The organism is Nonomuraea sp. NPDC050536 (genome assembly GCF_044457685.1).
Classification (GTDB): domain Bacteria; phylum Actinomycetota; class Actinomycetes; order Streptosporangiales; family Streptosporangiaceae; genus Nonomuraea.
This window is the reverse complement of the sequence record NZ_JBITHD010000017.1, coordinates 183509-205298: the sequence shown is the minus strand read 5'-3', so window position 1 is coordinate 205298 and position 21790 is coordinate 183509. Positions and strand designations below refer to the sequence as shown.

23 protein-coding genes are annotated in these 21790 nt (G+C 70.3%); 12 read left to right on the top strand and 11 right to left on the bottom strand.

Annotation, left to right across the window (positions count from 1 at the left end):
* Nucleotides 1-99: 99 nt before the first annotated feature.
* The gene (locus ACIBHX_RS38140; RefSeq protein ID WP_397072309.1) at nt 100-909 is read left to right on the top strand and encodes a MurR/RpiR family transcriptional regulator; all 810 of its coding nucleotides are present in this window, start codon (nt 100-102) and stop codon (nt 907-909) included.
* Here ACIBHX_RS38140 and ACIBHX_RS38135 read toward each other — a convergent pair.
* Genes ACIBHX_RS38135 through ACIBHX_RS38125 form a run of 3 tightly spaced genes read right to left on the bottom strand, consistent with a single transcriptional unit; the run spans nt 889 to nt 3134 of the window.
* Nucleotides 889-1638: an ABC transporter permease gene (locus ACIBHX_RS38135; RefSeq protein WP_397072308.1), complete on the bottom strand. Its 750-nt coding sequence runs from the start codon at nt 1636-1638 to the stop codon at nt 889-891. The genes ACIBHX_RS38140 and ACIBHX_RS38135 overlap by 21 nt on opposite strands.
* Nucleotides 1635-2588, bottom strand: coding sequence for an ATP-binding cassette domain-containing protein (locus ACIBHX_RS38130; protein WP_397072307.1), 954 nt, complete (start codon nt 2586-2588; stop codon nt 1635-1637). Before ACIBHX_RS38130 ends, ACIBHX_RS38135 begins: the two co-directional genes overlap by 4 nt.
* A 15-nt stretch (nt 2589-2603) precedes the next feature.
* Complete coding sequence (locus ACIBHX_RS38125) at nt 2604-3134, bottom strand: PadR family transcriptional regulator (protein WP_397072306.1); 531 nt, start codon at nt 3132-3134, stop codon at nt 2604-2606.
* 44 nt (nt 3135-3178) lie between these two features.
* Between ACIBHX_RS38125 and ACIBHX_RS38120 the strand changes: the two genes are divergently transcribed.
* The 6 genes from ACIBHX_RS38120 (at nt 3179) to ACIBHX_RS38095 (ending at nt 9100) form a co-directional block, all read left to right on the top strand.
* Entirely contained in the window at nt 3179-3865 is a 687-nt protein-coding gene (locus tag ACIBHX_RS38120; protein WP_397072305.1) for an SDR family oxidoreductase, read from the top strand.
* A 26-nt stretch (nt 3866-3891) separates the two neighbouring features.
* Entirely contained in the window at nt 3892-5046 is a 1155-nt protein-coding gene (locus tag ACIBHX_RS38115; RefSeq protein ID WP_397072304.1) for an allantoate amidohydrolase, read from the top strand.
* Nucleotides 5037-6359, top strand: coding sequence for a formimidoylglutamate deiminase (locus ACIBHX_RS38110; protein WP_397072303.1), 1323 nt, complete (start codon nt 5037-5039; stop codon nt 6357-6359). Before ACIBHX_RS38115 ends, ACIBHX_RS38110 begins: the two co-directional genes overlap by 10 nt.
* Nucleotides 6356-7495 carry an imidazolonepropionase gene (hutI, locus tag ACIBHX_RS38105; protein ID WP_397072302.1) on the top strand — a complete coding sequence of 380 codons (1140 nt, stop codon included), beginning with the start codon at nt 6356-6358 and terminating at the stop codon, nt 7493-7495. The genes ACIBHX_RS38110 and hutI overlap by 4 nt, the downstream gene beginning before the upstream one ends.
* A gap of 102 nt (nt 7496-7597) precedes the next feature.
* Entirely contained in the window at nt 7598-8539 is a 942-nt protein-coding gene (locus tag ACIBHX_RS38100; protein WP_397072301.1) for an RNA polymerase sigma factor RpoD/SigA, read from the top strand.
* A gap of 30 nt (nt 8540-8569) precedes the next feature.
* Nucleotides 8570-9100 carry a PadR family transcriptional regulator gene (locus ACIBHX_RS38095; protein ID WP_397072300.1) on the top strand — a complete coding sequence of 177 codons (531 nt, stop codon included), beginning with the start codon at nt 8570-8572 and terminating at the stop codon, nt 9098-9100.
* On the opposite strand, the gene ACIBHX_RS38090 is transcribed toward ACIBHX_RS38095, so the two are convergent.
* On the bottom strand, nt 9083-9652 hold the full coding sequence (locus ACIBHX_RS38090) for a TetR/AcrR family transcriptional regulator (RefSeq protein WP_397072299.1): 570 nt from the start codon (nt 9650-9652) through the stop codon (nt 9083-9085). The genes ACIBHX_RS38095 and ACIBHX_RS38090 overlap by 18 nt on opposite strands.
* Before the next feature lie 78 nt (nt 9653-9730).
* On the opposite strand from ACIBHX_RS38090, the gene ACIBHX_RS38085 reads away from it, so the two are divergent.
* Both ACIBHX_RS38085 and ACIBHX_RS38080 read left to right on the top strand, forming a co-directional pair.
* Entirely contained in the window at nt 9731-10528 is a 798-nt protein-coding gene (locus ACIBHX_RS38085) for an alpha/beta fold hydrolase (RefSeq protein WP_397072298.1), read from the top strand.
* 14 nt (nt 10529-10542) lie between these two features.
* Nucleotides 10543-11301 carry an MOSC domain-containing protein gene (locus ACIBHX_RS38080; protein ID WP_397072297.1) on the top strand — a complete coding sequence of 253 codons (759 nt, stop codon included), beginning with the start codon at nt 10543-10545 and terminating at the stop codon, nt 11299-11301.
* On the opposite strand, the gene ACIBHX_RS38075 is transcribed toward ACIBHX_RS38080, so the two are convergent.
* The 7 genes from ACIBHX_RS38075 to ACIBHX_RS38045 form a co-directional block, all read right to left on the bottom strand.
* Nucleotides 11270-11989 (bottom strand): glycerophosphodiester phosphodiesterase, encoded by a 720-nt coding sequence (locus ACIBHX_RS38075; protein ID WP_397072296.1) that lies wholly within the window; start codon nt 11987-11989, stop codon nt 11270-11272. The two genes, ACIBHX_RS38080 and ACIBHX_RS38075, sit on opposite strands and share 32 nt — an antisense overlap.
* A complete protein-coding gene (locus ACIBHX_RS38070; protein ID WP_397072295.1) occupies nt 11980-12741 on the bottom strand; it encodes an inositol monophosphatase family protein in 762 nt (253 codons plus the stop codon). Before ACIBHX_RS38070 ends, ACIBHX_RS38075 begins: the two co-directional genes overlap by 10 nt.
* Nucleotides 12734-13765, bottom strand: a complete 1032-nt coding sequence (locus tag ACIBHX_RS38065) for an ABC transporter ATP-binding protein (RefSeq protein WP_397072294.1) — start codon at nt 13763-13765, stop codon at nt 12734-12736. The genes ACIBHX_RS38070 and ACIBHX_RS38065 overlap by 8 nt, the downstream gene beginning before the upstream one ends.
* Complete coding sequence (locus tag ACIBHX_RS38060) at nt 13762-14559, bottom strand: ABC transporter permease (protein WP_397072293.1); 798 nt, start codon at nt 14557-14559, stop codon at nt 13762-13764. The genes ACIBHX_RS38065 and ACIBHX_RS38060 overlap by 4 nt, the downstream gene beginning before the upstream one ends.
* A complete protein-coding gene (locus ACIBHX_RS38055; RefSeq protein WP_397072292.1) occupies nt 14556-15440 on the bottom strand; it encodes an ABC transporter permease in 885 nt (294 codons plus the stop codon). Before ACIBHX_RS38055 ends, ACIBHX_RS38060 begins: the two co-directional genes overlap by 4 nt.
* A complete protein-coding gene (locus ACIBHX_RS38050) occupies nt 15437-16549 on the bottom strand; it encodes a PotD/PotF family extracellular solute-binding protein (protein ID WP_397072291.1) in 1113 nt (370 codons plus the stop codon). Before ACIBHX_RS38050 ends, ACIBHX_RS38055 begins: the two co-directional genes overlap by 4 nt.
* 88 nt (nt 16550-16637) lie before the next feature.
* A complete protein-coding gene (locus tag ACIBHX_RS38045) occupies nt 16638-17444 on the bottom strand; it encodes an ABC transporter substrate-binding protein (protein ID WP_397072290.1) in 807 nt (268 codons plus the stop codon).
* A 306-nt stretch (nt 17445-17750) separates the two neighbouring features.
* Here ACIBHX_RS38045 and ACIBHX_RS38040 point away from each other — a divergent pair, with 306 nt between their 5' ends.
* The 3 genes from ACIBHX_RS38040 to ACIBHX_RS38030 are packed head-to-tail and all read left to right on the top strand — an operon-like array spanning nt 17751 to nt 21632.
* Nucleotides 17751-19058, top strand: a complete 1308-nt coding sequence (locus ACIBHX_RS38040) for an ammonium transporter (RefSeq protein ID WP_397072289.1) — start codon at nt 17751-17753, stop codon at nt 19056-19058.
* Nucleotides 19055-19393 carry a P-II family nitrogen regulator gene (locus ACIBHX_RS38035; protein ID WP_397072288.1) on the top strand — a complete coding sequence of 113 codons (339 nt, stop codon included), beginning with the start codon at nt 19055-19057 and terminating at the stop codon, nt 19391-19393. The genes ACIBHX_RS38040 and ACIBHX_RS38035 overlap by 4 nt, the downstream gene beginning before the upstream one ends.
* Before the next feature lie 13 nt (nt 19394-19406).
* Nucleotides 19407-21632, top strand: a complete 2226-nt coding sequence (locus ACIBHX_RS38030; protein WP_397072287.1) for a [protein-PII] uridylyltransferase — start codon at nt 19407-19409, stop codon at nt 21630-21632.
* Nucleotides 21633-21790 lie beyond the last annotated feature (158 nt).

Genomic DNA, 21790 nt, shown 5'->3' with positions numbered 1-21790 from the left:
GGTGGTGGTGCTCATGGGGTCGGTGCTCAGGGAGTGAGACGGCGGGGATGAGAATGCGCCGTGGCGCGCGTTGGAGGTTTTGTGGTGTATCAGGGTGGGTTGGATGGGCTGCTTGATGGGCGGCGGCTGTCGCCTGTTCAGCGGCGGATCGCGCACTATCTCACAGAGAACCTGCACGACGCGATCTTCCTGTCGAGCGTGGAGCTGGCCGAGCGGGCGGGGGTGAGCCAACCGTCGGTCACCAGGTTCGCGATGGTGCTGGGGTTCGCCGGGTATCCCGAGCTGAAGCAGGCGCTCAGGCCGCTGGTGCTCGGCGAGAGGCCGGAGGCGCCCCAGGAGTCCCTGCTCAGGGGCGCCATCGACAGTGAGATCCACAACCTCACCGTGATCCGTGACCGGCTGGCCACGCTGCCGCTCAAGGAGCTTGGCGAGGCGCTGGCCGCCACCGAACCGCTGCCCGTGCTGGGGCTGCGGGTGTCGTCGGGGCTGGCCACCACGTTCGCCTACTACGCCCGCAGGATCCACCCAGACGTCCGGCTGCTGGTGCACGGCGGCTCAGAGCTGGTCGACGGGCTGCACGCGGCTCGGCGGGCGGGCGCGGAATGGGTGCTGGCGGTCGTGCTGCCGCGCTATCCGGCGGAAGCCGTACAGGCTCTGGAGTACGCGCAGAAACTGGGGCTGAGGACCGCGGTGATCACCGACAGGCCGGGGTTCCCCGCCGAGGTGGTGCTGGACGCGCCGGTGGGGGACAGGCTCGTGTTCGACTCGCACGCGGCGCCGCTCGCGCTGGCCATGGCCCTGGTGGAGGCCATGGCCGACGCGGCGCCGCTGCGCACCCAGGCGCGCCTGGAGGAGTACGAGCGGATGACCGACGAGACCGGCGTGTTCCTATCCGGCGACGCGACGTAGCGAGCGCACCGACCAGGCCGTGGTGATCGCGGCCAGCACGATGAACACCGCGAACGCGATCGGGATCTCGACGGCCGTCAGGTCGCCCGCGAACAGCGCCCGTCCCGCCTCGACCGCGTAGTAGAGCGGGTTGATCTTCGCGACCACCTGCATCCAGTGCGGCGCGAACGAGATCGGGATGAACAGCCCGGCCAGCAGCATGACCGGCAGCATGAAGAGGTTCAGCGTCTGCGACATGCCGTTCTCGTCCCGTACGGCCAGCGCCACGCCCTGCGAGAGGCTGGAGGCGAACAGCCCGGTGGCGGCCATGAGCAGCAGCATCAGCAGCAGTTCCACGATCCCGATGCGCAGCCCCATCAGCCAGGCCACGAGCACGACCAGGATCGCCTGGACGACCAGCGTGACCATGTCCCTGGTCACGCGCCCGAGCACGATGGCCGGCCGCCAGGCGGGGCTGACCGCGTACCGCTCGACCGAGCCGTTGCGCAGCTCGCCGATCATGCCGAACCCGGAGAACAGCGAGCCGAACACCGCGATCATCATCATCGCGGCGGGGGTGAAGACCCGCAGCGCCTCGACCTCGGTGCCGCCGGGCGTCATCGTCCTCAACAGCGGGGCGAACATCAGCAGGTAGAGCACCGGCTGGATGATCCCGAACAGCGGCCAGATCGGGTTGGAGAACGACTTCCGCAGCTCGTGCCCGGTGAAGAGCGTCAGGTGGCGGATCATGCGGCGGCTCCCGCGTCCCGAAGCGAACGGCCGGTCTTGGCCAGGAAGACGTCGTCCAGCGTGGAGCGGTCGAGCGCGATCGAGGCGAGCCCGAGCCTGCGCTCCTCCAGGGTCCGCAGCAGGGCGGGCAGCGCGTGCTCGCCGTCGTCGACGTAGACGCGCAGCACGTCGTCGTCGATGCGCGTCTCCCTGGCGTGCGGCCGGAGCACCTCGGCGGCCTCCTCCAGCCGGTCGAGCCTGAGCGTGATGACGTCGCCCGAGACCTCCCGCTTGAGCGCGGCGGGGGTGCCCTCGGCCACCACGACGCCGTGGTCGACGATCACCAGGCGGTCGCAGAGCACGTCGGCCTCGTCCAGGTAGTGGGTGCTGAGCAGCACGCTGGTGCCCAGCTCGCGCAGCCGCCTGATCTGGTCCCACAGGTTGGCCCTGTTCTGCGGGTCGAGCCCGGTGGTGGGCTCGTCGAGGAAGAGCAGCGGTGGGCTGTGCACGAGGCCGAGCGCGATGGCGACGCGCCGCTTCTGCCCGCCGGACAGGGTGCGTCCCTGGCGGTCGGCCAGCTCGGTGAGCTCGAACCTGTCGAGCACCTCGGCGGTGGCCTTGGCCGGGTCCGGCACGTTGTGGATCTTCGCGGCCAGCATGATCTGGGCGCGGGCGGAGGTGGTGTCCTCCACCCCTCCGGCCTGGCTCACGTAGCCGAGCTCGCGGCGGATCGCGGCGGGCTCGCGCCGCAGGTCGTGACCCGCGATGATGCCCGTCCCCTCGTCGGGGACAATGAGGGTTGCCAGCATGCGGATGGTGGTGGTCTTGCCGGCCCCGTTGGGGCCGAGGACGCCGAAGATCTCGCCCTTGTCGACCTTCAGGTCGACGCCGCGGACGGCCTCGACGGTCTGGGGGCCTTTCCTGGATCGCGTGGTGAAGGTTTTGCGCAGTCCCTGCGCATCAATGATCATGGGGGATGCTCCTTGTCAGGGCAGCTCGCCCGACTCGACCTTCTTGAGTGCCTGTTCCGCCCAGGCGAGCTGGGCGGCGATCATGCCGATGGTCAGTCGGAGGTTCTCGTCTACGTGCCGTGGCGCGCCGTACTGCTGCTTGCGGCCGAATATCCCGTCGATCGCCGCGATCGACCTCTTCTGATGGTCGATGCGTGCTTGCAGGCCTCCGATCAGGTCCTCCTTCGGCAGCAGGTGCATGAACGACAGGGCGACCTGGAACGGGTCAACGATCGGCTGCACCTGGTACCAGGCCAACGTCAGCAATCGCTGGAACTCCAGCCGTCCCTGCTCGGTGATCTGGTAGACGGTCTTGCCGCCGCGCCCGCTCTCGACGACCTCCAGCAGGCCCTCGTCCGCCATCTTGGACAGCCCGTGGTAGATCGACCCGAACGCCACGTTGGCCCACCCGTCCGCACCCATCGCCTCCAGCCTCCGCCTGACCCGGTAGCCGTTCATGGGTTCGTCGAGGAGGACTCCGAGGAGCAGGATGCGCGTAGTAGACATACTCAAGTTTGTATTCAAATTTGAGTATGTGTCAAGATCTTCTTATGAGCGAACGACCAACCGCCCTGATCACGGGCGCTTCCCGGGGTATCGGCCGGGCCGTCGCCCAGGCCTTGGCCCCCACGCACCGCGTCGTGCTCGGCGGCCGGGATGAGGCCGCGCTGGCCGCGGTCGCCGCCGGGCTGCCTGACGCGACGGCCTGGCCGGTGGAGCTGACCCGCGTCACGGCCGCCGACGTGGCCGGCATCGAGCGGCTGGACGTGCTCGTGCACAGCGCCGGCATCGCGCCGCTGGGCAGGATCGCCGACACGCCCGGCGAGACCTGGCGCGCGGTCATGGACGTCAACGTCGCCGCGGTGGCCGAGCTGACCCGGCTGCTGCTGCCGGCCCTGCGCGCGGCCGGCGGCCACGTGCTCTGCGTCAACTCGGGCGCCGGCCAGCGAGCCAACCCTGGCTGGGGCGCGTACGCGGCCAGCAAGTTCGCCCTGCGCGCCTTCGCCGACACGCTGCGACAGGAGGAGCCCGAGCTCCGCGTCACCACCGTGTATCCCGGCCGCACGGCCACCGACATGCAGCGCAAGGTCAGGGAGCACGAGGGCGGCGCCTTCGAGCCCGACCGCTACCTGGAGCCCGCGACTGTCGCCCGCGCCATCCTGGCCGCCGTCAACGCCGGTCCTGACGCGCATCTCACCGAACTCACCCTGCGTCCGGCGGCGGGACCGGTCACGTGAATGGATCCATTCACTAAAGTGTGAGCATGCTTGACGAACTCGCGCGCATCGGTCGTGATCCCGCTACCAACGGCTACGTCAGGGACGCCTGGTCGGCAGCCGATCTCGAGCTGAGGGAGTGGTTCCGCGGGGAGGCGGGCCGCCGCGGGCTCGACGTCCGCGAGGACCGCAACGGCAACCTGTGGGCCTGGTGGGGCGACCCGTCGCGTCGGCCGGGCGTCGTCACCGGCTCTCACCTCGACTCCGTACGGCAGGGCGGCGCGTTCGACGGGCCCCTCGGGGTCGTGTCGGCGTTCGCCGCGCTGGATGTACTGAAAAATCGGAACTTCATGCCGGGCAGGCCGCTCGGGATCGCGTGCTTCAGCGACGAGGAGGGAGCCAGGTTCGGCGTGCCGTGCATGGGCTCCCGGCTGCTGACCGGCGTGCTGGACCCGGAGCGGGCGCTGGGCCTGACCGACGACGAGGGCGACACGCTGGCCGAGGTGATGGCCAGGGCGGGCCGCGAGCCGCGGGCCGTCGGACGGGACGACGAGACCCTGGCCATGGTCGGGACCTTCGTGGAACTGCACGTGGAGCAGGGCCGCGGGCTGGTGGAGCTCGGCTCGCCCGTGGGGGTCGCCAGCGCGATCTGGCCGCACGGGCGGTGGCGCTTCGACTTCCTCGGCGAGGCCAACCACGCCGGGACGACCCGCCTGGTGGACCGCGACGATCCGATGCTGCCCTTCGCCCGCATGGTGCTGGCCGCCCGCGAGACGGCCGCCGCGCACGGGGTCGTGGCTACGGTCGGCAAGGTCAGGGTCAGCCCGAACAACGCCAACGCCGTTCCGGGCTCCGTCTCCGCCTGGCTCGACGTCCGCGGGGCGCGCGAGCAGGACGTCAGGGCCGTCGTCGGCGCGCTCGCCCAGGGCGTCGCGGTCAGCGAGGAGTCCTGGACGCCCGTGGTGGACTTCGACGCGGCGCTGCGCGACCGGGTGGCGAAGGTGGCGGGCGACGCGCCCGTGCTGCCCACCGGGGCAGGTCACGACGCCGGGATCCTGGCCTCGGCCGGAGTTCCCAGCGCCATGGTGTTCGTGCGGAACCCGACCGGCGTGTCCCACTCGCCGCAGGAGCACGCCGAGCCCGGCGACTGCGAGGCTGGGGTCGTCGCGCTGGCGAACGTACTGGAGGATCTGTGCCACTGACCTACTGGTGCGAGCAGGCCTGGCTGCCCGAGGGCCTGACCGAGTCCGTCCTCGTCGAGGTTGACGGGACCCGCATCGCGAAGATCACCCAGGGCGAGCCGGGCGCCGCGGAACGCCTGCCGGGGCTGACGATCCCGGGCCTGGCCAACGCCCACTCGCATGCCTTCCACCGGGCTCTGCGCGGTACCACCCAGCAGGGCAAGGGCGACTTCTGGACCTGGCGCGACCAGATGTACCAGGTCGCGGGGGTGCTGGATCCCGACTCCTACCGGCGACTGGCCACCGCCGTCTACGCCGAGATGGCGCTGGCCGGCATCACGTGCGTGGGCGAGTTCCACTACCTGCACCACGGTCCGGGAGGCCGGCCGTACGACGACCCCAACAGCATGGGGCACGCGCTGATCGACGCGGCGCGGGCGGCGGGGCTGCGGATCGCGCTGCTGGACACCTGCTACCTCACCGGTGGCGTGGGGACGGGGCTGACCGGGCCGCAGGTGCGCTTCGGCGACGGCGACGCCGAGCGGTGGGCCGTGCGGGCGGACGCGCTGGCATCGGCCTACCACGGGCAGCACGACGTGGAGATCGGCTCGGCCATCCACTCGGTGCGGGCCGTGCCGCCCGAGCAGATGCCGGTCGTGGCCGAGTTCTCCCACCACCACGCGGCGCCGCTGCACGCGCACGTCTCCGAGCAGCGCGCGGAGAACGCCGCCTGCATCGAGCGCTACGCCGCCACCCCCGTCGAGGTGCTGCACGAGCGGGGCGCGCTGGGCCCGCGCTCGACCGCGGTGCACGCCACGCACCTGACGGACGTGGACATCGAGCTGCTCGGACAGTCGAGCACCTACATCTGCATGTGCCCCACGACGGAACGCGACCTGGCCGACGGCATCGGCCCCGCCAGGACGCTGCACGACCGCGGCGCGCCCGTCACGCTCGGCTCCGACAGCCACGCCGTGATCGACCTGTTCGAGGAGGCCCGAGCCGTCGAGCTGAACGAGCGCCTGGCCAGCGAGCGGCGCGGCCACTGGCGCGCGGCGGAGCTGCTGGCCGCCGCGACGGTGACGGGCCACGCCTCGCTCGGCTTCCCCGACGCGGGCATGCTGGTGCCCGGCGCCTGGGCGGACCTGGTCTCCATCACCCTGGACTCGGTCCGTACGGCCGGCACCACGGGACCCGAGGCCGTGGTCTACGCGGCCAGCGCGGCGGACGTGCACTCGGTGGTGGCCTCGGGCCGCCGCATCGTGGCCGACGGCCACCACATTTCCGGAAATGTCGGGCGGATGTTGATCGAGGCGATAGGAGCACTGCGATGACCGCAACAGTGATCGACGGGATCGGGCTGCTCTTCACCGGGCACGAGGAGATCCAGGACGCGGCCCTGGTAATCGAGGACGACCGGGTCGCCTGGGCGGGCCCCGCCGGTCAGGCGCCCGAGGCCGACGAGCGGCACGACGCCGGAGGCCGGTGCGTGATCCCCGGGTTCGTCGACAGCCACGCGCACCTGGTCTTCGCCGGTGACCGTACGGCCGAGTTCAACGCCCGCATGTCGGGCCAGCGGTACAGCGCCGGCGGCATCCGCACCACCGTGGCCGCCACCCGCGGGGCCGGCGACGCCGAGCTGGCCACCCGCGCGCAGGCGCTGGTGCGGGAGATGCTGCGCCAGGGCACCACGACCGTGGAGATCAAGAGCGGCTACGGGCTGACCGTCGAGGACGAGCGCCGGTCGCTGGAGATCGCCACCGGGCTGACCGACGAGACGACCTATCTGGGGGCGCACGTCGTCCCCGCGGACGCCGACAAGGAGGAGTACGTCCGGCTGGTCACCGGGGAGATGCTCGAGGCGTGCGCGCCCTACGCCAAGTGGGTGGACGCCTTCTGCGAGCAGGGCGCCTTCGACGGTGACGAGACCAGGGAGATCCTCACCAAGGGCATGAAGGCCGGGCTCCTCCCGCGCGTGCACGCCAACCAGCTGACCGAGGGGCCTGGGGTGCGGATCGCGGTCGAGCTGGGGGCGGCCTCGGCCGACCACTGCACGCACCTGTCCGACGCCGACGTGGACGCGCTGGCCTCCTCGCAGACCGTGGCCACGCTGCTGCCAGGGGCCGAGTTCTCCACCCGCTCGCCGTACCCGGACGCGCGGCGGCTCATCGACGCGGGGGCCACGGTGGCGATCGCGACCGACTGCAACCCCGGTTCGTCGTTCACCTCCTCGATGGCCTTCTGCGTGGCGCTCGCCGTACGGGAGATGCGCATGACGCCGCTCGAGGCGGTCACGGCCGCGACCGTGGGAGGGGCGCGCGCGCTGCGGCGCACGGACGTAGGCTCACTGGTGCCAGGCGCTCGCGCGGACCTCGTGGTGCTCGATGCTCCCTCGTACGTGCATCTGGCCTACAGGCCCGGCGTACCCCTCGTTCACCAGGTATTTCAGGCCGGTCTCCTCCTTGAGTAGGACATCCAGAATCGTCCCGTGGCCGTAGACCTTTAGGGAATCTTTGCATCTGGCCGGACGTTGGCCGGTTAAGAACGCAGCTGCGGAACGAGGTGCCTGGGGATGGCAAGGCCTACGGGGAGTCGCACGCAGGAGCAGCACGTCGCCGATCGCGATCTGCTGGGGACATATCTGGCCGAGATCGGCCGGGTCCCGCTGCTCACGGCGGAGGAAGAGGTGGAGCTCGCCAAGCGGATCGAGGCGGGGCTCTTCGCCGAGCAGCTGCTCGACAGCGGGCGCTCGGAGCCGCGGATCGGGGACGCGGCCGACGAGGAGCTGGAGCGGCTGGCGATTTCCGGCCAGCGGGCCAAGGACGAGTTCATCCAGGCCAACCTGCGCCTGGTGGTGGCCGTGGCCAGGAAGTACTCCGGACGCGGGATGCCGCTGATCGACCTGGTCCAGGAGGGCAACCTGGGCCTGGTCCGGGCGGTGGAGAAGTTCGACTACAAGCGGGGCTACAAGTTCTCCACCTACGCCACCTGGTGGATCCGGCAGTCCGTGGGCCGCGCGATCCACGAGCAGGCCCGCCCGGTGCGCCTGCCCACGCACGCCGGTGAGCAGATGACGCGGCTCATGCGGGTGCGCAGGGACCTGCTGGCCGAGTTCGACGTGGAGCCCACCGACGACGACCTGGCCGAGATCCTGGAGCTGCCCATCGAGCGCGTGCGCGAGCTACGCCGCTGGGCTTCCGACCCGGTCTCCCTCCAGCTGGGCGTGGGCGACGAGGACGAGACCGAGCTGGGCGACATGATCGCCGATGAGACCTGGGCCGACCCCGAGCAGCAGGCCATCGACATCCTGGAGCGCGAGCGCCTGGACACCTGGTTGACCGGGCTCGAGGGCGACACCCGCGACATGCTGCGCTGGCGCTACGGGCTGGTGGACGGCCGCGAGCACACGCTCACCGAGGTCGGGGAGCGGTACGGCATCGGCCGCGACCGTGCCCGCAGGATCGAGCGCGACGCCCTTGCCCGGCTGCGGAAGATGGCCAGCGCCGCCGCCTGACGTATCTCTAATCGAGAGTAAGCTCGGGGCATGCTGGAGCTGTCCATCCTGGGGTTCCTCTACGAGGAGCCCATGCACGCCTACGAGCTGCGGAGCCGGATTTCCGGGCTGTCCGGGCACATCCGGCCGGTGAGTGACGGGGCGCTCTATCCCGCCGTCGACCGGCTCCGCAAGGCGGGCTTCGTGGACAAGCGGGAGGAGCCAGGCGGCAAGCGGCAGATGCTCTCGCTGACCGGGGCGGGGCAGGAGGACCTGCTTCGGCGGCTGCGCGATCCGGCGGAGCTGGAGATCACCGACCGCGACTCCTTCCTCATCCTGCTCGCCTTCCTGGGCTACCTGCCCGACCCGGCCGACCAGTTGCGCGTGCTGCGCCGCAGGCTCGCCTTCTACGACCAGCCGGCCAGCTACTTCTACGACAGGGGTCGCCCGATGCGGTCGGCGGAGATGACCGACCGCTTCCGCAGGGGCATGCTGGCGATCGCCGCCGCCACCAAGCGGGCCGACATGGAGTGGCTGCGCGCCGAGATCGCCGACCTGGAGGCGCTAGTCGCGGCGCAGTAGCCGGGCGAGCAATTCCTCCACGGCCGCCTCCGCCCTGGCCGTGCCTTCGCTGCGGGCGGCCAGCAGGGCCAGCTCGTTGATGGCCGCGAGCAGCACGTGCGCCTGCAGATCGACATCCTCGGCCGGGAAGGCCTCGGAGGCCTGCAGGACCGCCTTGAGCATGCCGAAGGCGTGCCGTTCCTCCATCGCGCGCCAGGCCTCCCAGCCGAGCACCGACGGGGCGTCGATGAGGATGATGCGCCGGATCACCGGGTCGCCGGCCAGCCGGATCCAGGTCAGCGCGCCCACGTGCAGGGCCTCCCGCGGATCGGTCAGGCCCGCCGTGGCCCGCGCCAGCTTGACGCCCACCTCCGTCTCGATGGCCTCGAGCACGGCCTCGAACAGCGCGTCCTTGCCCGCGAAGTGGTGGTAGAGCGCGCCCCTGCTCAGCCCTGACTCCTGCAGGACCGCCTCGATCGAGGTGCCGTCGTAGCCGTGCTCGGCGAACAGCCGCGTGGCGATGGCGAGGAGCTGCTCGCGGGTCGCCGCGCCGCGTTCCGCCTTGAGGTTCATGGGACCACTCTAGACAAACCGACAACCGGTCGGTAATTTCGAAGACCGACAGTCGGTATGTAATTCACGGGAGGATCCATGCATTACGAGGACGTGGGCCAGGGACCTGTGGCGCTGTTCGTCCACGGGGTGGGCACCAGCTCCTACCTGTGGCGCAACGTGATCGCCGAGCTCCGCGACGAGCGCAGGTGCGTGGCCGTCGACCTGCCCCTGCACGGCGGCAGCGAACCACAGGAGGACCTGTCGATCCCGGCGCTGGCCGAGGCGGTCGAGGAGCTGTGCCAGGAACTCGGTCTCGACCAGGTCGACCTGGTCGCCAACGACACCGGCGGCGCCGTCGCCCAGATCTTCGCGGTCAGGCACCCCGAGCGGCTGCGCTCGCTCACGCTGACCAACTGCGACGTGCACACCAACACGCCGCCCGAGGCGTTCGAGCCCACGGTCCAGCTCGCGGCCGACGGGCACCTAGCGGCGCTCACGGCGGCCGTGCTCGACCAGCCGGAGCTGGTCGCGCAGACCGCCTTCGGCGACGGGTACGAGCGCATCGACGACGCGAAGGCGCTCGTGGACAACTTCCTGCGGCCGATCTTCGCCAAGGAGGACGGCGGGCGCGCCTTCGAACGCCTGCTCACCTCGATCGACGCCGAGGACATGGTCGCCATCGAGCCCCAGCTCACGGTCCTGGCGGTGCCCACGCTGGTGGTCTGGGGCACCGGGGACGTCTTCTTCGACAAGAAGTGGGCGTACTGGCTGCGCGACACGATTCCCGGCGTGCGCGAGGTGGTCGAGATCGAGGGCGGGCGGCTGTTCTTCCCCGACGAGCGCGCCGGCGAGCTCGTCCCGCACCTGCGCCGGTTCTGGGCTTCGCTGGACTGATTACCATCCCTCTGGTGAGAATCCAGGCCCTGCGCAGGTATCCGGTCAAGTCCATGCTCGGTCACGACGTGACGGAGAGCGAGGTGACCGCGCGGGGCCTGGCCGGCGACCGGGCGCGAGCCGTACTCGACCTGGAGACAGGGAAGATCGCCAGCGCGAAGAACCCCAGGCTGTGGCGGGACCTGCTCTCCCTCGACGGCGCGCACCCGCCGGGCGACGCGGAGCTGTCGCGGCTGCTGGGACGCGAGGTCGCGCTGGTCGACGTGCCGCCCGAGAGCGCCACGTTCGAGCGGTCGGTGCCCGATGAGGTGCTGGAGCATGGGCTGGACGCCGAGGTGGCGTTCACGGTCGGGACGCTGGGCGGGCTCGTGCCGGGGACGTTCTTCGACTTCGCGCCGATCCACCTGGTCACCACCTCGACACTGGCCCGCATCGGAGGGCTCGGCTCACGGGGGACCGTGGAGGCCCTCCGCTACCGTCCCAACCTGGTGGTCGAGACGGAGGCGGAGGGCTTCGCCGAGAACGCGTGGGTGGGCCGCGAGCTGCGGGTCGGCGCCGAGGTGGCCCTGGAGGTCCTGGTGACCACCCCGCGCTGCGCCGTCCCGACGCTCGCGCACGGAGACCTGCCACGCGACACCGACGCGCTGCGCACGCCCGCCCGGCACAACCGGGTCCAGGTCTACGACCTGGGGCCGCAGCCGTGCGCCGGGGTCTACGCGCGGGTGCTACGGCCCGGGCTGGTCAGGGTCGGCGATCCGGTGCGGGTGGACTGAGCCGGTCGCGCCTGGCGACCGCCTCGGACGGCAGGTTCGAGATCAGCACGTCCACGCGGGCGTCGGCCAGGAACACGTCCATGAGCGCCGGGTCGTCGACGGTCCACACCATGACGCCGATGCCCTGGCGGCCGCAGGCGCGCAGGGCGTTCATCCGGGCGATGTCGTGCCTGACCGCCACCCAGTCGGCGCCGCACGCCCGCACCCGGCGTACGGGGAACAGCTCGTCCACCGCGGGAACCCGATGGCGACCCAGCGACAGGCCCACCACGACCTCCGGGAACGCGGCCTTGACCGCCGGGATCCTGGCGTCCTCGATCCCGGTGGCGACGAAACCCTCGATGCCGAAGCTGTCGAGCGCCATCCGGACGATCTCCGCCTCGTAGCCCGTCTCCTTGAGGTCCAGGTGCCCCTTGAGCCTGCCGCCGAGGAACGCCATCAGCTCGGAGATCCGCGGCACCTCGAAACCCAGGTGCTCGCACACCTCCCGGTAGGTCAGGTCCGCGATGGCGGGACCGGACGGGAGGTGGGCGTCGTGGTGGGCGAGGTAGACGCCGTCCGCCGTGCGCCTGATGTCGAACTCGGCGTACTCGGCGCCGCTGGTGACGGCCGCCTCGTAGGTCTCCCAGGTGGAGTGGCCACCACCGGGGCCTGGGCCGCCGCGATGGGCGGAGATGGCTACCGCCATGCCTGCCACACCTCGCGCACGACCTCCGGACCTCCGGCCACCAGGCCGTCGGCCGGGAGTTCGCCGCCGAGCCACGGGTCGCCGGCGCGGGAGAGCACCACGGCGCCCGACTCCCTGGCGATCAGTGCCGCCGCCAGGACGTCCCAGATCTGGTAGCCGCCGGTCACCATCGCCGTGCAGCGGCCCGCCGCGACGCTCGCCAGGGAGAGCGCGGTCGAGCCCATGATGCGAGTCCCGCACTGCCGTTCCGCGAGTGTCCGCATCAACGTGCTCAGCCCCGGCCAGACCTGGCCGCCGCACAGCTCGGTGCAGACGATCCCGCCGGCGAGAGCCTCGGCCGCGGCACACCGGATCGCCTGCCCGGACAGACGGGCCCCGCGACCGCGGACCGCGCTGAAGATCTCGCCGCGCCACGGGTCGGCCACCACGCCGACGACGGCTCCCGACTCGTCGGCGGCCGCCAGGCTGAACGACGACCAGCCGAGGCCGTGGACGAAGTTCGTGGTGCCGTCCACGGGGTCGACGTACCAGGTCACCGGTCCTGTTCCGGCCGCGCCGTACTCCTCGCCGACCACCCGGTGCGAGGGGAAGGCCGCGCCGATGCGCGCGCGGACCTCCTGCTCGATCTCGCGGTCGGTCGAGGTGACCCAGTCGGCGGCGTGCTTCTTGGTGGTGGCCGTCGAGTAGCCGGAGCGCATCCGCTCGCACGCCCAGGCGGCCAGATCGAGGGCGAGTTCCTCCCATTCACGCAACGTGCAGCTTTCCTTCCCGGTAGAGCAGGGCCCGGCCGATCTCCACATGCACCGTGTCGCCCGACGGCGACAGGCTGGGAGCGACGAAGGCCCTGATGCGGTGGTCCCCGATCCCCAGGACCAGTTCGGTGTAGTGGCCGCGCGGGATCGTCCGCAGAACCGTGGCGGGCACACCTTCATCCGGGGACACGCGGACGTCCTCGGGCCGGACGCCCACGTCCCACGAGCCCTCGACGGCCAGGGACTCTCCGCGCAGCGGGATCTTGACGTCGCCGACCGCGATGTGGGCGGCGTGCACCGTGGCGGGCAGGATGTTCATGGTCCCCACGAAATCGGCCACGAACCGGGTCCTGGGCGAGCGGTAGATCGTCGAGGGTGGGTCGTACTGCTCGATCGCTCCGCCGGACATGACCGCGACCCGGTCGGAGACCGACAGCGCCTCGTCCTGGTCGTGGGTGACCAGCACGGTGGTGATGCCGACGCGCTGCTGGATCTCCCTGATGTCGTCGCGCACCCGCTCGCGCAGCTTGGCGTCCAGGTTGGAGAGCGGCTCGTCGAGCAGCAGCACCTTGGGCTCCAGCACCAGCGCCCTGGCCAGGGCGACCCGCTGCTGCTCGCCGCCGGAGATCTGGCCGGGATGGCTGTCGACGTGGTGGGTGAGGTTGACCGTCTTCAGCACGTCAGCGACCCGCTCGCGGATCTCGTCCCGGGGCAGTTTGCGCAGGCGAAGCCCGAAGGCGATGTTCTTGAAGACCGTCATGTGCGGCCAGAGCGCGTAGTTCTGGAACACCATGGCCGTCGGCCTGCGCTCGGGCGGCATCCCGGTCACGTCCTGGCCGTCGATCAGCACCCGGCCCGTGTCCGGCGCGAGGAAGCCGCCGATCATGCGCAGCGTCGTGGTCTTGCCGCAGCCGGACGGGCCGAGCAGCGAGACCAGCTGCCCTGTCTCCACCTTCAGGTCGAGGTCCGCCACGATCGTGCGACCGCCGAGGACCTTGCTGACGGACTCGATGCGCAGACTCATTTCAGTTGGAACCCTTCCGCCAGCCTGCCGCCCATCACGTGCCTGCGCACCAGCAGCAGGAGCACGACCGACGGGATCGACAGCATGATCGAGAAGACCGCGGCGGCCTGCTCGGGATAGTTCAGCACCAGCGTGTACATCTCGGTCGGCATCGTGATGTAGGTCGGCGTGCCCACCAGGAACGTGCCCTGCGCCTCGTCGAACGAGGCGAGGAACGCCATGATCATGGCGACCAGGATCCCGGGCGCTGCGATCGGGAACGTCACGCTGAAGAACGTCCTGATGGGCCCCGCGCCCGCGTCCCTGGCCGCCTCCTCCAGGCTGCGCGGCACCGCGGCGAACGCGGCCGCGGGGATCCAGGTCATCACCACCAGCGTGCCCAGCACGTGCACGACCACCACGCCGGCGAACGTGCCCATGATCTTCAGGCTGTAGAACAGCCCGGCGATCGTGATGAACAGTCCCATCTTGGGGAAGGCGTTCGTGGCGAACAGCGACAGCAGCATGACGCGCCGTCCGGGAAAGTCGTGCCGCGCGAACGCGTAGGCCGCGGGCAGGCAGATCGCTGACGACACCAGTACGGTGACCGGCGCGAAGACCAGGCTGAGCCGGATCGACCCGCCCAGCTCCGCGTCCCCGAGTACGGTGCCCCACCAGCGCAGCGTCCATTGCGAGGGCAGCAGCCGCGGGTACTCCCAGCTGTCGGCGAAGGCCCGCAGCGAAAGCCACGCCAGCGGCCCGACCACGAACAGCAGCAGCGCGAAGACCAGCACCCCGGCCCCGAGCCGCCTCATCGTGAGGTCCTGGCGTTCGCTCGTACGTAGAAGTAGCCGATCCCGGCCGCCAGCGCGAACACGATGACCGCCATCACCACGGCCTGTTGCGCCTGGTTGAACGACTGGTAGTAGTGCGTCATCGTCACCCCGAGCATGTTCGGCGCGTTGGGCCCGATGAGGTAGGGCACGGTGAAGCTGCCGAGCACCCCGATCCCGGTGAAGGTGGCCACGATGATCGTGGGCAGCTTCACCATCGGCACGATGATCGACAGCACGGTCCTGCCCAGCGAGGCGCCGGCGTCGCGGGCCGCCTCGATGAGCGCGTCCGGCACCGAGCCGAGCCCTGAGGAGAGCAGCAGCACACCGAACGGCAGGTTCACCCAGACCTGTCCGACGATCACGCCGGTCAGCTTGTAGGCGAGCACGGGCGAGTTCTCCCAGCCGAGCAGATGGAAGATCGTCCGGGTGAACCCGTCGGTGGAGTAGAAGGTGAGGATCGCGTAGGAGCCGATCACCACCGGGATGAACATCGGGACCACCGACAGCACGGTGACCAGCTTGGCCACCACGCCCTTCGACAGCCGGGCGTACAGCGCGACACCCCAGCTGAGGACCAGGACGAGCACCACGGAGACAGCGGTCACGCCGATCGTGACCGCCAGATCGGTGCGGAAGGACGGGTCGTTCAGCACGTCCAGGTAGGCGCCCGTGCCCCAGCCCAGGTGCTGCTTCTGGGCCAGCGAGGCGACCACGGAGTTGAGGCCCCCGGCGTACCCGAAGGAATAGGCGATGGCGGCGAGGACGGGCAGACCGACGAAGAAGGCGATCACCAGGATCGGCGGCAGCGCCAGCAGGAACCCCCGCAGGCGCGTGCCGCCGCGTCGTACCACAGCCGTCATGGCACCGTCTTCTGCCAGGCCTGCTTGGCGTCGGAGTCGGTCTGCGTCTCGAAGCCCGGCCTGAGGTTGTCGGTCTGCAGCCCCTTGAACTTCTCCTGCAGCTCGGCGGGCAGTTCGGAGGAGGGGATCGCCGGGTAGCCGGCCATCTTGCGCACGATGTCGGCCTGCGGCTCCTTCTCAAGCACGTAGTTGAACCACTTGTAGGCGGCGTCCTTGTGCTTGCTGTTGGTGGCCATGCCGATGTAGGTGACGCTGCCGGTGAAGGGCGGGTCGGTGATCTGGGCCAGCTTGATGTTGTCCTTGATCAGCCCGTTGTCCTTGGCCGCCAGGATCTGGTCCGACCACACCGGCGCCATCGAGATCTCGCCCTTGGCCAGCAGGTTGATGACTTCCTGGTTCCCGTTGGGATAGACCTTCTGGTAGACGGCGGGGGTCAGGCCCTTGAGCACCTCCAGCCCGGCCTGCCACTGCGTCTGGATGCCCGTGTCGTAGGTCTGCGTGGACTTCTGCACCGAGGCGGCGTCCATGTGCATGGTCAGCACGGTGTTGAGGAAGGCGTCGCCGGAGCCGCCGGTGTTGGGGGAGTTGTAGGTGAACCTGCCGGGGTTCGCCTTGATCCAGGCCAGCAGGTCGGCCATGGTCTTGGGCGGGCTGGTCACCTTGGTGCCGTCGTAGGCCAGGATCACGGCCGAGCCACGGTACGGCATGGCCCGATGGTCGACGGGCACCAGGAGCTGGTCGCTGACCTTGGACAGGTTCGGCACCTTGTCCGCGCCGAGCGGGTCGAGAAGCTTGCCGTGCGCGGCGTTCTTGGTGATGCCGGAGTCGACGATGTCGAAGGGCGGCTCGGCGTCGGTCTTCACCGAGGCGCCGAGCCGGTTGAGCATGGGGGTGTTGTTCTGCCCGTGCTCCGAGAAGACCATGTTGACCTTGATGCCGGCGTTGGCCTTCTCGAAGCCGGGGATGAGCGTCTTCTGGTAGAGGTCGCGGACGTTGACGTCGCCGTCGACGTAGATCGTGAGGGTGTTTCCCGATGCGGCGCCGTTACCGCCGCATGCCGCTAAGAGAGACAGTGTGAGGACGGCCAGGGGGAGGGTACGTCTGATCATTCGGCCTTCCCTTGTGACGTTGACAACGTGAGTCAGGGATACCTATTGCACCGAATGTACAGACTTATGGACATCCGCACTATGCCTCCTACTGGAGATACTTCTCCAGGTCATCGAGAATTCGGCCGGCCGCGGTCACGCCGATGCCGAGCATCCAGACCTCGTCGTCGACGTTGTGCGCGTTGCCCGACTTGACCGCCGTGAGGTTCTTCCACAGCGGGCCGCCGGTGACCGCGGCCTGGCTCTTGGCCGCCGCGTCGCCGTAGGCGCTGTAGAAGATCGCGTCGCCGTCGGCCTGGGCGATGTTCTCCTGGCTCAGCTTGCCGAAGCGACGGTCGGCCTGGGTCTCGAGCAGTTGCGGCTGTGGGCGCTGGATGCCGGCGTCTCCCAGGACGATGCCGCTGAAGGACTGCGGGCCGTACATCCTGATCTCCGTGGGCATGAAGCGGACGATGCTCACCTTCTGCTTGGCGAACTTGGCGCCGACCGTCCTGGCCCGCTGCTCGTAGGAGTTCAGCAGGTCCTGCGCCTTGTCGCGGTGGCCGAGGGCGTCGGCGTCCAGGAGGAAGTTCTCCTTCCAGGTGACGCCCACCTTCTCCGTGAAGACAGTCGGGGCGATCTTGCTGAGCTTGTCGTAGAAGGCGGCCTGGCGGAACTTCGTGCCGAGGATCAGATCCGGCTTGAGCGCCATGATGGCCTCGAGGTTGGGCTGCTGCAGGGTGCCCACCGGCTTGGTGGCCGACAGCGCCGAGCCGAGGTAGGCGGGCCACTTCTGGCTCTCCGTCGCCTGCGCCGCGCCGACCGGGCTCATGCCGAGCGAGACCATCGTGTCCAGCTTGTCGGTGTCGAGCACGATCACCCGCCTGGGCTGGGCGGGCACCTTCGTCTCGCCCATCGCGTGCTTGATCGTCCGGGTGGGCCCCTCAGGGGTCGAGCCGCCGGACGTGCCGCAGGCGGCGAGGGCGCGACGATGGCCAGGCGCAATCGCATGACAAATCCTTGTTTGGGGGCAGACGGATCCAAATGGATAAGGTTAGGCAATCCTAAGTCATCCGTCCGGAATGTCGCCCGTGAGAAGTCCGAAACATCCGCGAAACACCGGTCCTGCGAGATTCACGCATGCGAAACACACCTGGTCGAGCCACGAAACCGCGGGCGAACACGCTGTGGCCACACGTCACATCGTAAGGAGGGTCGCGTCGTGAAGATCGATAGCGGCACCACGGCCTGGATGCTCGCGGCCACCGCGCTGGTGCTGCTGATGACTCCGGGGCTCGCGTTCTTCTACGGGGGCATGACCAGGGCCAAGAGCGTCCTGAACATGATGATGATGTCCTTCGCGGCCATCATCACGGTGACCATCGCCTGGGTGCTCTACGGACACTCCCTGGCCTTCAGCGACAACCCGAGCTCGTTCCTGAACAACGTCGTCGGCGGGCTGAAGGACGTCGGACTGCAGAGCCTGGTCGACACGGCCACCAAGGACGACGGCACCGGTATGCCGAGCCTGGTGTTCTCGGCCTTCCAGTTGACCTTCGCCATCATCACCGTCGCGCTGATCTCCGGGGCGATCGCCGACAGGGCGAAGTTCGGCGCCTGGGTGGTCTTCAGCGTCGTCTGGGCCACCATCGTGTACTTCCCCGTCGCCCACTGGGTGTGGGGCACCGGCTGGCTGAACGCCCTGGGCATCGAGGACTTCGCCGGCGGCACGGTCGTCCACATCAACGCCGGCGCCGCGGGCCTGGCTCTCGCGCTGGTGCTGGGCAAGCGCAAGGGCTGGCGCAAGGAGCCGATGCGCCCGCACAACCTGACGCTGGTGCTGCTCGGCGCCGGGCTGCTGTGGTTCGGCTGGTTCGGCTTCAACGCCGGCTCCGAGCTCGCGGTCGACGGTACGGCCGGCCTGGCGTTCATGAACACCCAGGTGGCCACCGCGGTCGCGGCGGGCGCGTGGCTGATCGTGGAGAAGGCCCGCGACGGGCACGCCACCAGCCTCGGCGTGGCCTCCGGCGCCGTCGCCGGTCTGGTCGCCATCACCCCCGCGTGCGGCTTCGTCGACCCCTGGGCCGCCATGGTCATCGGCCTGATCGCCGGTGTGGCCTGCGCGTACGCCGTGGGCGCCAAGTACCGCCTCGGTTTCGACGACTCTCTCGACGTGGTCGGCGTCCACCTGGTCGGCGGCGTGATCGGCGCCGTCTCGCTCGGCTTCCTGGCCGCGCACCCCTTCCTGCAGCAGCAGAACAAGGGCCTGTTCTACGGCGGCGGGCTGACCCAGCTCGGGCTGCAGATCCTCGGCCCGGTGGCGATCGGCGGCTTCTCGTTCGTCGTCTCCTACGTGGCCGGCAAGATCATCGACAAGACGATGGGCTTCCGGATCTCCACCGATCACGAGGTCACCGGCGTCGACATCACCACCCACGCCGAGACCGGCTACGACCTCGGCACCGTGCACGCCTCCGGCGTGGCTTCCCCCAACGGCCCGGCCGTCGTCACTAAGAAGGTGGATGCATGAGGCTCATCACCGCCGTCATCAAGCCGTTCAAGCTGGATGACGTGAAGGCGGCGCTGGAACAGTTCGGCATCAAGGGCATGACGGTCAGTGAGGCCAGCGGCTACGGCCGGCAGCGCGGCCACACCGAGGTCTACCGCGGCGCCGAGTACCAGGTGGACCTGGTGCCCAAGGTCAGGATCGAGGTGCTCGCCGACGAGGACGACGCCGAGGACGTGATTGACGTCATCGTCAAGGCCGCCCAGACGGGCAAGATCGGCGACGGCAAGGTCTGGTCGGTCCCGGTGGACACGGTCGTCCGCGTCCGCACCGGGGAGCGTGGCCCCGAGGCCCTGTGATCCGGGAGACGCTTTGAGGAGCGAGGCTCGCTCGTACTCCGCGGCCCGCGCGCAGCGGGCCGCGGAGACCGATCGCTGGCTCAAGGACCTCTTCCGTACGGCGAGCGACGGGCAGGGCTCCTCCCTGCTGGCCGTCGGCAGCCTCGGCCGCCGCGAGCTGGCCCCCGGCAGCGATCTGGACCTGGTCCTGCTGCACGAGGGCAGGGAGGACATCGGCCTGATCGCCGACCGGATCTGGTATCCCGTCTGGGACTCCGGCACCGGCCTCGACCACTCGGTGCGCACCGTGGACGAGGCCGTGGGCGTCGCCCGCCAGGACCTCAAGGCGGTGCTCGGCCTTATCCAGGCCCGCCACGTGGCCGGCGACCCCGAGCTGACCAGGAGGGCCAGGGAGTCGGTGCTGGCCGAGTGGCGCGCCGACTCCCGGCGCCGGCTCGGCGAACTGCGCGAGGCGGCCGACCAGCGCCTGCACAGCAGCGGCGAGCTGGCCTTCCTGCTCGAACCCCACCTCAAGGACGGCCGCGGCGGCCTGCGCGACGTGCAGGCCATGCAGGCCGTGGCCGCCGCCTGGGTCGCCTCCGCCCCCGGCCCGCGGGTGCGCGAGGCCTACGAGTTCATCCTGGACGCCCGCCACGCGCTGCATGTCGTCACCGCCCGCGGCGCCGACCGGCTCGTCCTGCAGGAGCAGGACGCCGTGGCGGGGCTGCTCGGCCTGCTGGACGCCGAGGCGCTGATGCGCAGGCTCGCTGAGGCGGGCAGGACGATCTCGCACGCCTTCGACGGAACCTGGCGCACGGTTGACAGGCTGCTGTCAGGGCCCGCCCCGCGCGGGCGGCGTCCCCTGGCCGACGGCGTGGTGGAGCACGGCGGCGAGGTCGTGCTCGCCCGCGGCGTCTCCCCGCGCACCGACCCTGTCCTCGTCCTGCGTGCCGCCGCGGCCGCGGCGGGCACGGGATTGCCGCTGGCCCCGGCCACCGTCTCGGTGCTAGCGGCCCAGTCGGCGCCCATGCCGGTGCCCTGGCCGGAGGAGGCCCGCGACGCCCTCGTCTCCATCCTCGGCGCGGGCCGCGCCGCCGTGCCCGTGTGGGAGGAGCTCGACCAGGCGGGCATCCTTGTCAAGCTGCTTCCTGACTGGGAGCGCGTGCGGCACAGGCCGCAGCGCAACCCCATCCACCGCTTCACCGTCGACCGGCACCTGATCGAGGCCGCGGCCAACGCCGCCGCGCACACCCGCGAGGTCTCCCGGCCCGACCTGCTGCTCATCGCCGCCCTGCTGCACGACATCGGCAAGGGCTGGCCCGGCGACCACTCGGCCGTCGGCGAGGTCGTGGTCCGCGACATCGGCGCCCGCATCGGCCTGCCGCCGCGCGACGTCGAGGTGCTGGCCACCGTCGTCCGCCACCATCTGCTGCTGCCCGAGACCGCCACCAGGCGCGACCTGGACGACCCCGTCACGATCGAGAAGGTCGCCGGCACCGTCGGCTCGCGCGAGGTGCTCGACCTGCTGGCCGCGCTGGCGATCTCCGACGGCCACGCCACCGGTCCCGCCGCGTGGAACGCCTGGAAGGCCGGACTGGTGGCCGACCTCGTGCGCCGGGTGCGCTCGGTGCTGTCCGGCTCGCCGCCGCCCAGGGCGCCCAGCCTGTCCACAGAGCAGACGGCCCTGGCCCGGCACGGCGGCGGCGCGGTCCGCGTCAGCGGGGGAGCGGTCACGGTCGTCGCTCCCGACCGTCCCGGGTTGCTCTGGAGCGCCGCGGGCGTGCTGGCCTCGCACCGGCTGGTGGTCCGCTCCGCCTCCTCCGCCGCCGCGGGGGCGACGGCCGTGATCGAGTTCTCCGTCGTGCCGGAGTACGGCACGCCGCCCGACCCCGCCACGCTCGAAGCCGATCTCCGCCTCGTCCTTGCTGGCCGTCTTGACATCGAGCAACGGCTGGCCCGCCGCACCAGGTCCATGCGACCCTCCCGCGTTCCGGTGGCTCCACCCCGTGTGAGCTTGGTGGATGACGCCTCCGCGACCGCCACCGTGGTGGAAGTCAGAGCCCATGACAGGCCGGGACTCCTGTGGCGTATCGGCAGAGCGTTCGGCGAATGCGGGCTTGACGTACGAGCCGCCCGCGTGGAGACTCTCGGCGCGGAGGCGGTAGACGTCTTCTATGTGGTAGATCGCGCCGGACGCCCCCTCAGCGACGACGCGCAGCGGATCCAAGTCCGCGACCTGGTGCTAGCAGCGCTGCGGTAACCAACAGCACCCGCACGACGGTCACGTTTTGTAACGATTGTGTCCGATTTGACCTGGTAAGTCAGTTGCTGCGGATACCTTGTGGACGGTTTTGTGACCCGTTGGTGAACGGGATGATTGAGGGGTAGCGAAAGCAGTGACGACGGCGATTTCCGACA

Bases quoted from the DNA above. Each gene is read 5' to 3' on its own strand.
- ACIBHX_RS38050 (WP_397072291.1), bottom strand. From the start codon at position 16,549: ATGATCAGACGTACCCTCCCCCTGGCCGTCCTCACACTGTCTCTCTTA.
- hutI (WP_397072302.1), top strand. From the start codon at position 6,356: ATGACCGCAACAGTGATCGACGGGATCGGGCTGCTCTTCACCGGGCAC.
- ACIBHX_RS38095 (WP_397072300.1), top strand. From the start codon at position 8,570: ATGCTGGAGCTGTCCATCCTGGGGTTCCTCTACGAGGAGCCCATGCAC.
- ACIBHX_RS38115 (WP_397072304.1), top strand. From the start codon at position 3,892: ATGCTTGACGAACTCGCGCGCATCGGTCGTGATCCCGCTACCAACGGC.
- ACIBHX_RS38075 (WP_397072296.1), bottom strand. From the start codon at position 11,989: ATGGCGGTAGCCATCTCCGCCCATCGCGGCGGCCCAGGCCCCGGTGGT.
- ACIBHX_RS38100 (WP_397072301.1), top strand. From the start codon at position 7,598: ATGGCAAGGCCTACGGGGAGTCGCACGCAGGAGCAGCACGTCGCCGAT.
- ACIBHX_RS38035 (WP_397072288.1), top strand. From the start codon at position 19,055: ATGAGGCTCATCACCGCCGTCATCAAGCCGTTCAAGCTGGATGACGTG.
- ACIBHX_RS38085 (WP_397072298.1), top strand. From the start codon at position 9,731: ATGCATTACGAGGACGTGGGCCAGGGACCTGTGGCGCTGTTCGTCCAC.
- ACIBHX_RS38055 (WP_397072292.1), bottom strand. From the start codon at position 15,440: ATGACGGCTGTGGTACGACGCGGCGGCACGCGCCTGCGGGGGTTCCTG.
- ACIBHX_RS38060 (WP_397072293.1), bottom strand. From the start codon at position 14,559: ATGAGGCGGCTCGGGGCCGGGGTGCTGGTCTTCGCGCTGCTGCTGTTC.
- ACIBHX_RS38125 (WP_397072306.1), bottom strand. From the start codon at position 3,134: ATGTCTACTACGCGCATCCTGCTCCTCGGAGTCCTCCTCGACGAACCC.
- ACIBHX_RS38135 (WP_397072308.1), bottom strand. From the start codon at position 1,638: ATGATCCGCCACCTGACGCTCTTCACCGGGCACGAGCTGCGGAAGTCG.
- ACIBHX_RS38120 (WP_397072305.1), top strand. From the start codon at position 3,179: ATGAGCGAACGACCAACCGCCCTGATCACGGGCGCTTCCCGGGGTATC.
- ACIBHX_RS38130 (WP_397072307.1), bottom strand. From the start codon at position 2,588: ATGATCATTGATGCGCAGGGACTGCGCAAAACCTTCACCACGCGATCC.
- ACIBHX_RS38090 (WP_397072299.1), bottom strand. From the start codon at position 9,652: ATGAACCTCAAGGCGGAACGCGGCGCGGCGACCCGCGAGCAGCTCCTC.
- ACIBHX_RS38065 (WP_397072294.1), bottom strand. From the start codon at position 13,765: ATGAGTCTGCGCATCGAGTCCGTCAGCAAGGTCCTCGGCGGTCGCACG.
- ACIBHX_RS38045 (WP_397072290.1), bottom strand. From the start codon at position 17,444: ATGGGCGAGACGAAGGTGCCCGCCCAGCCCAGGCGGGTGATCGTGCTC.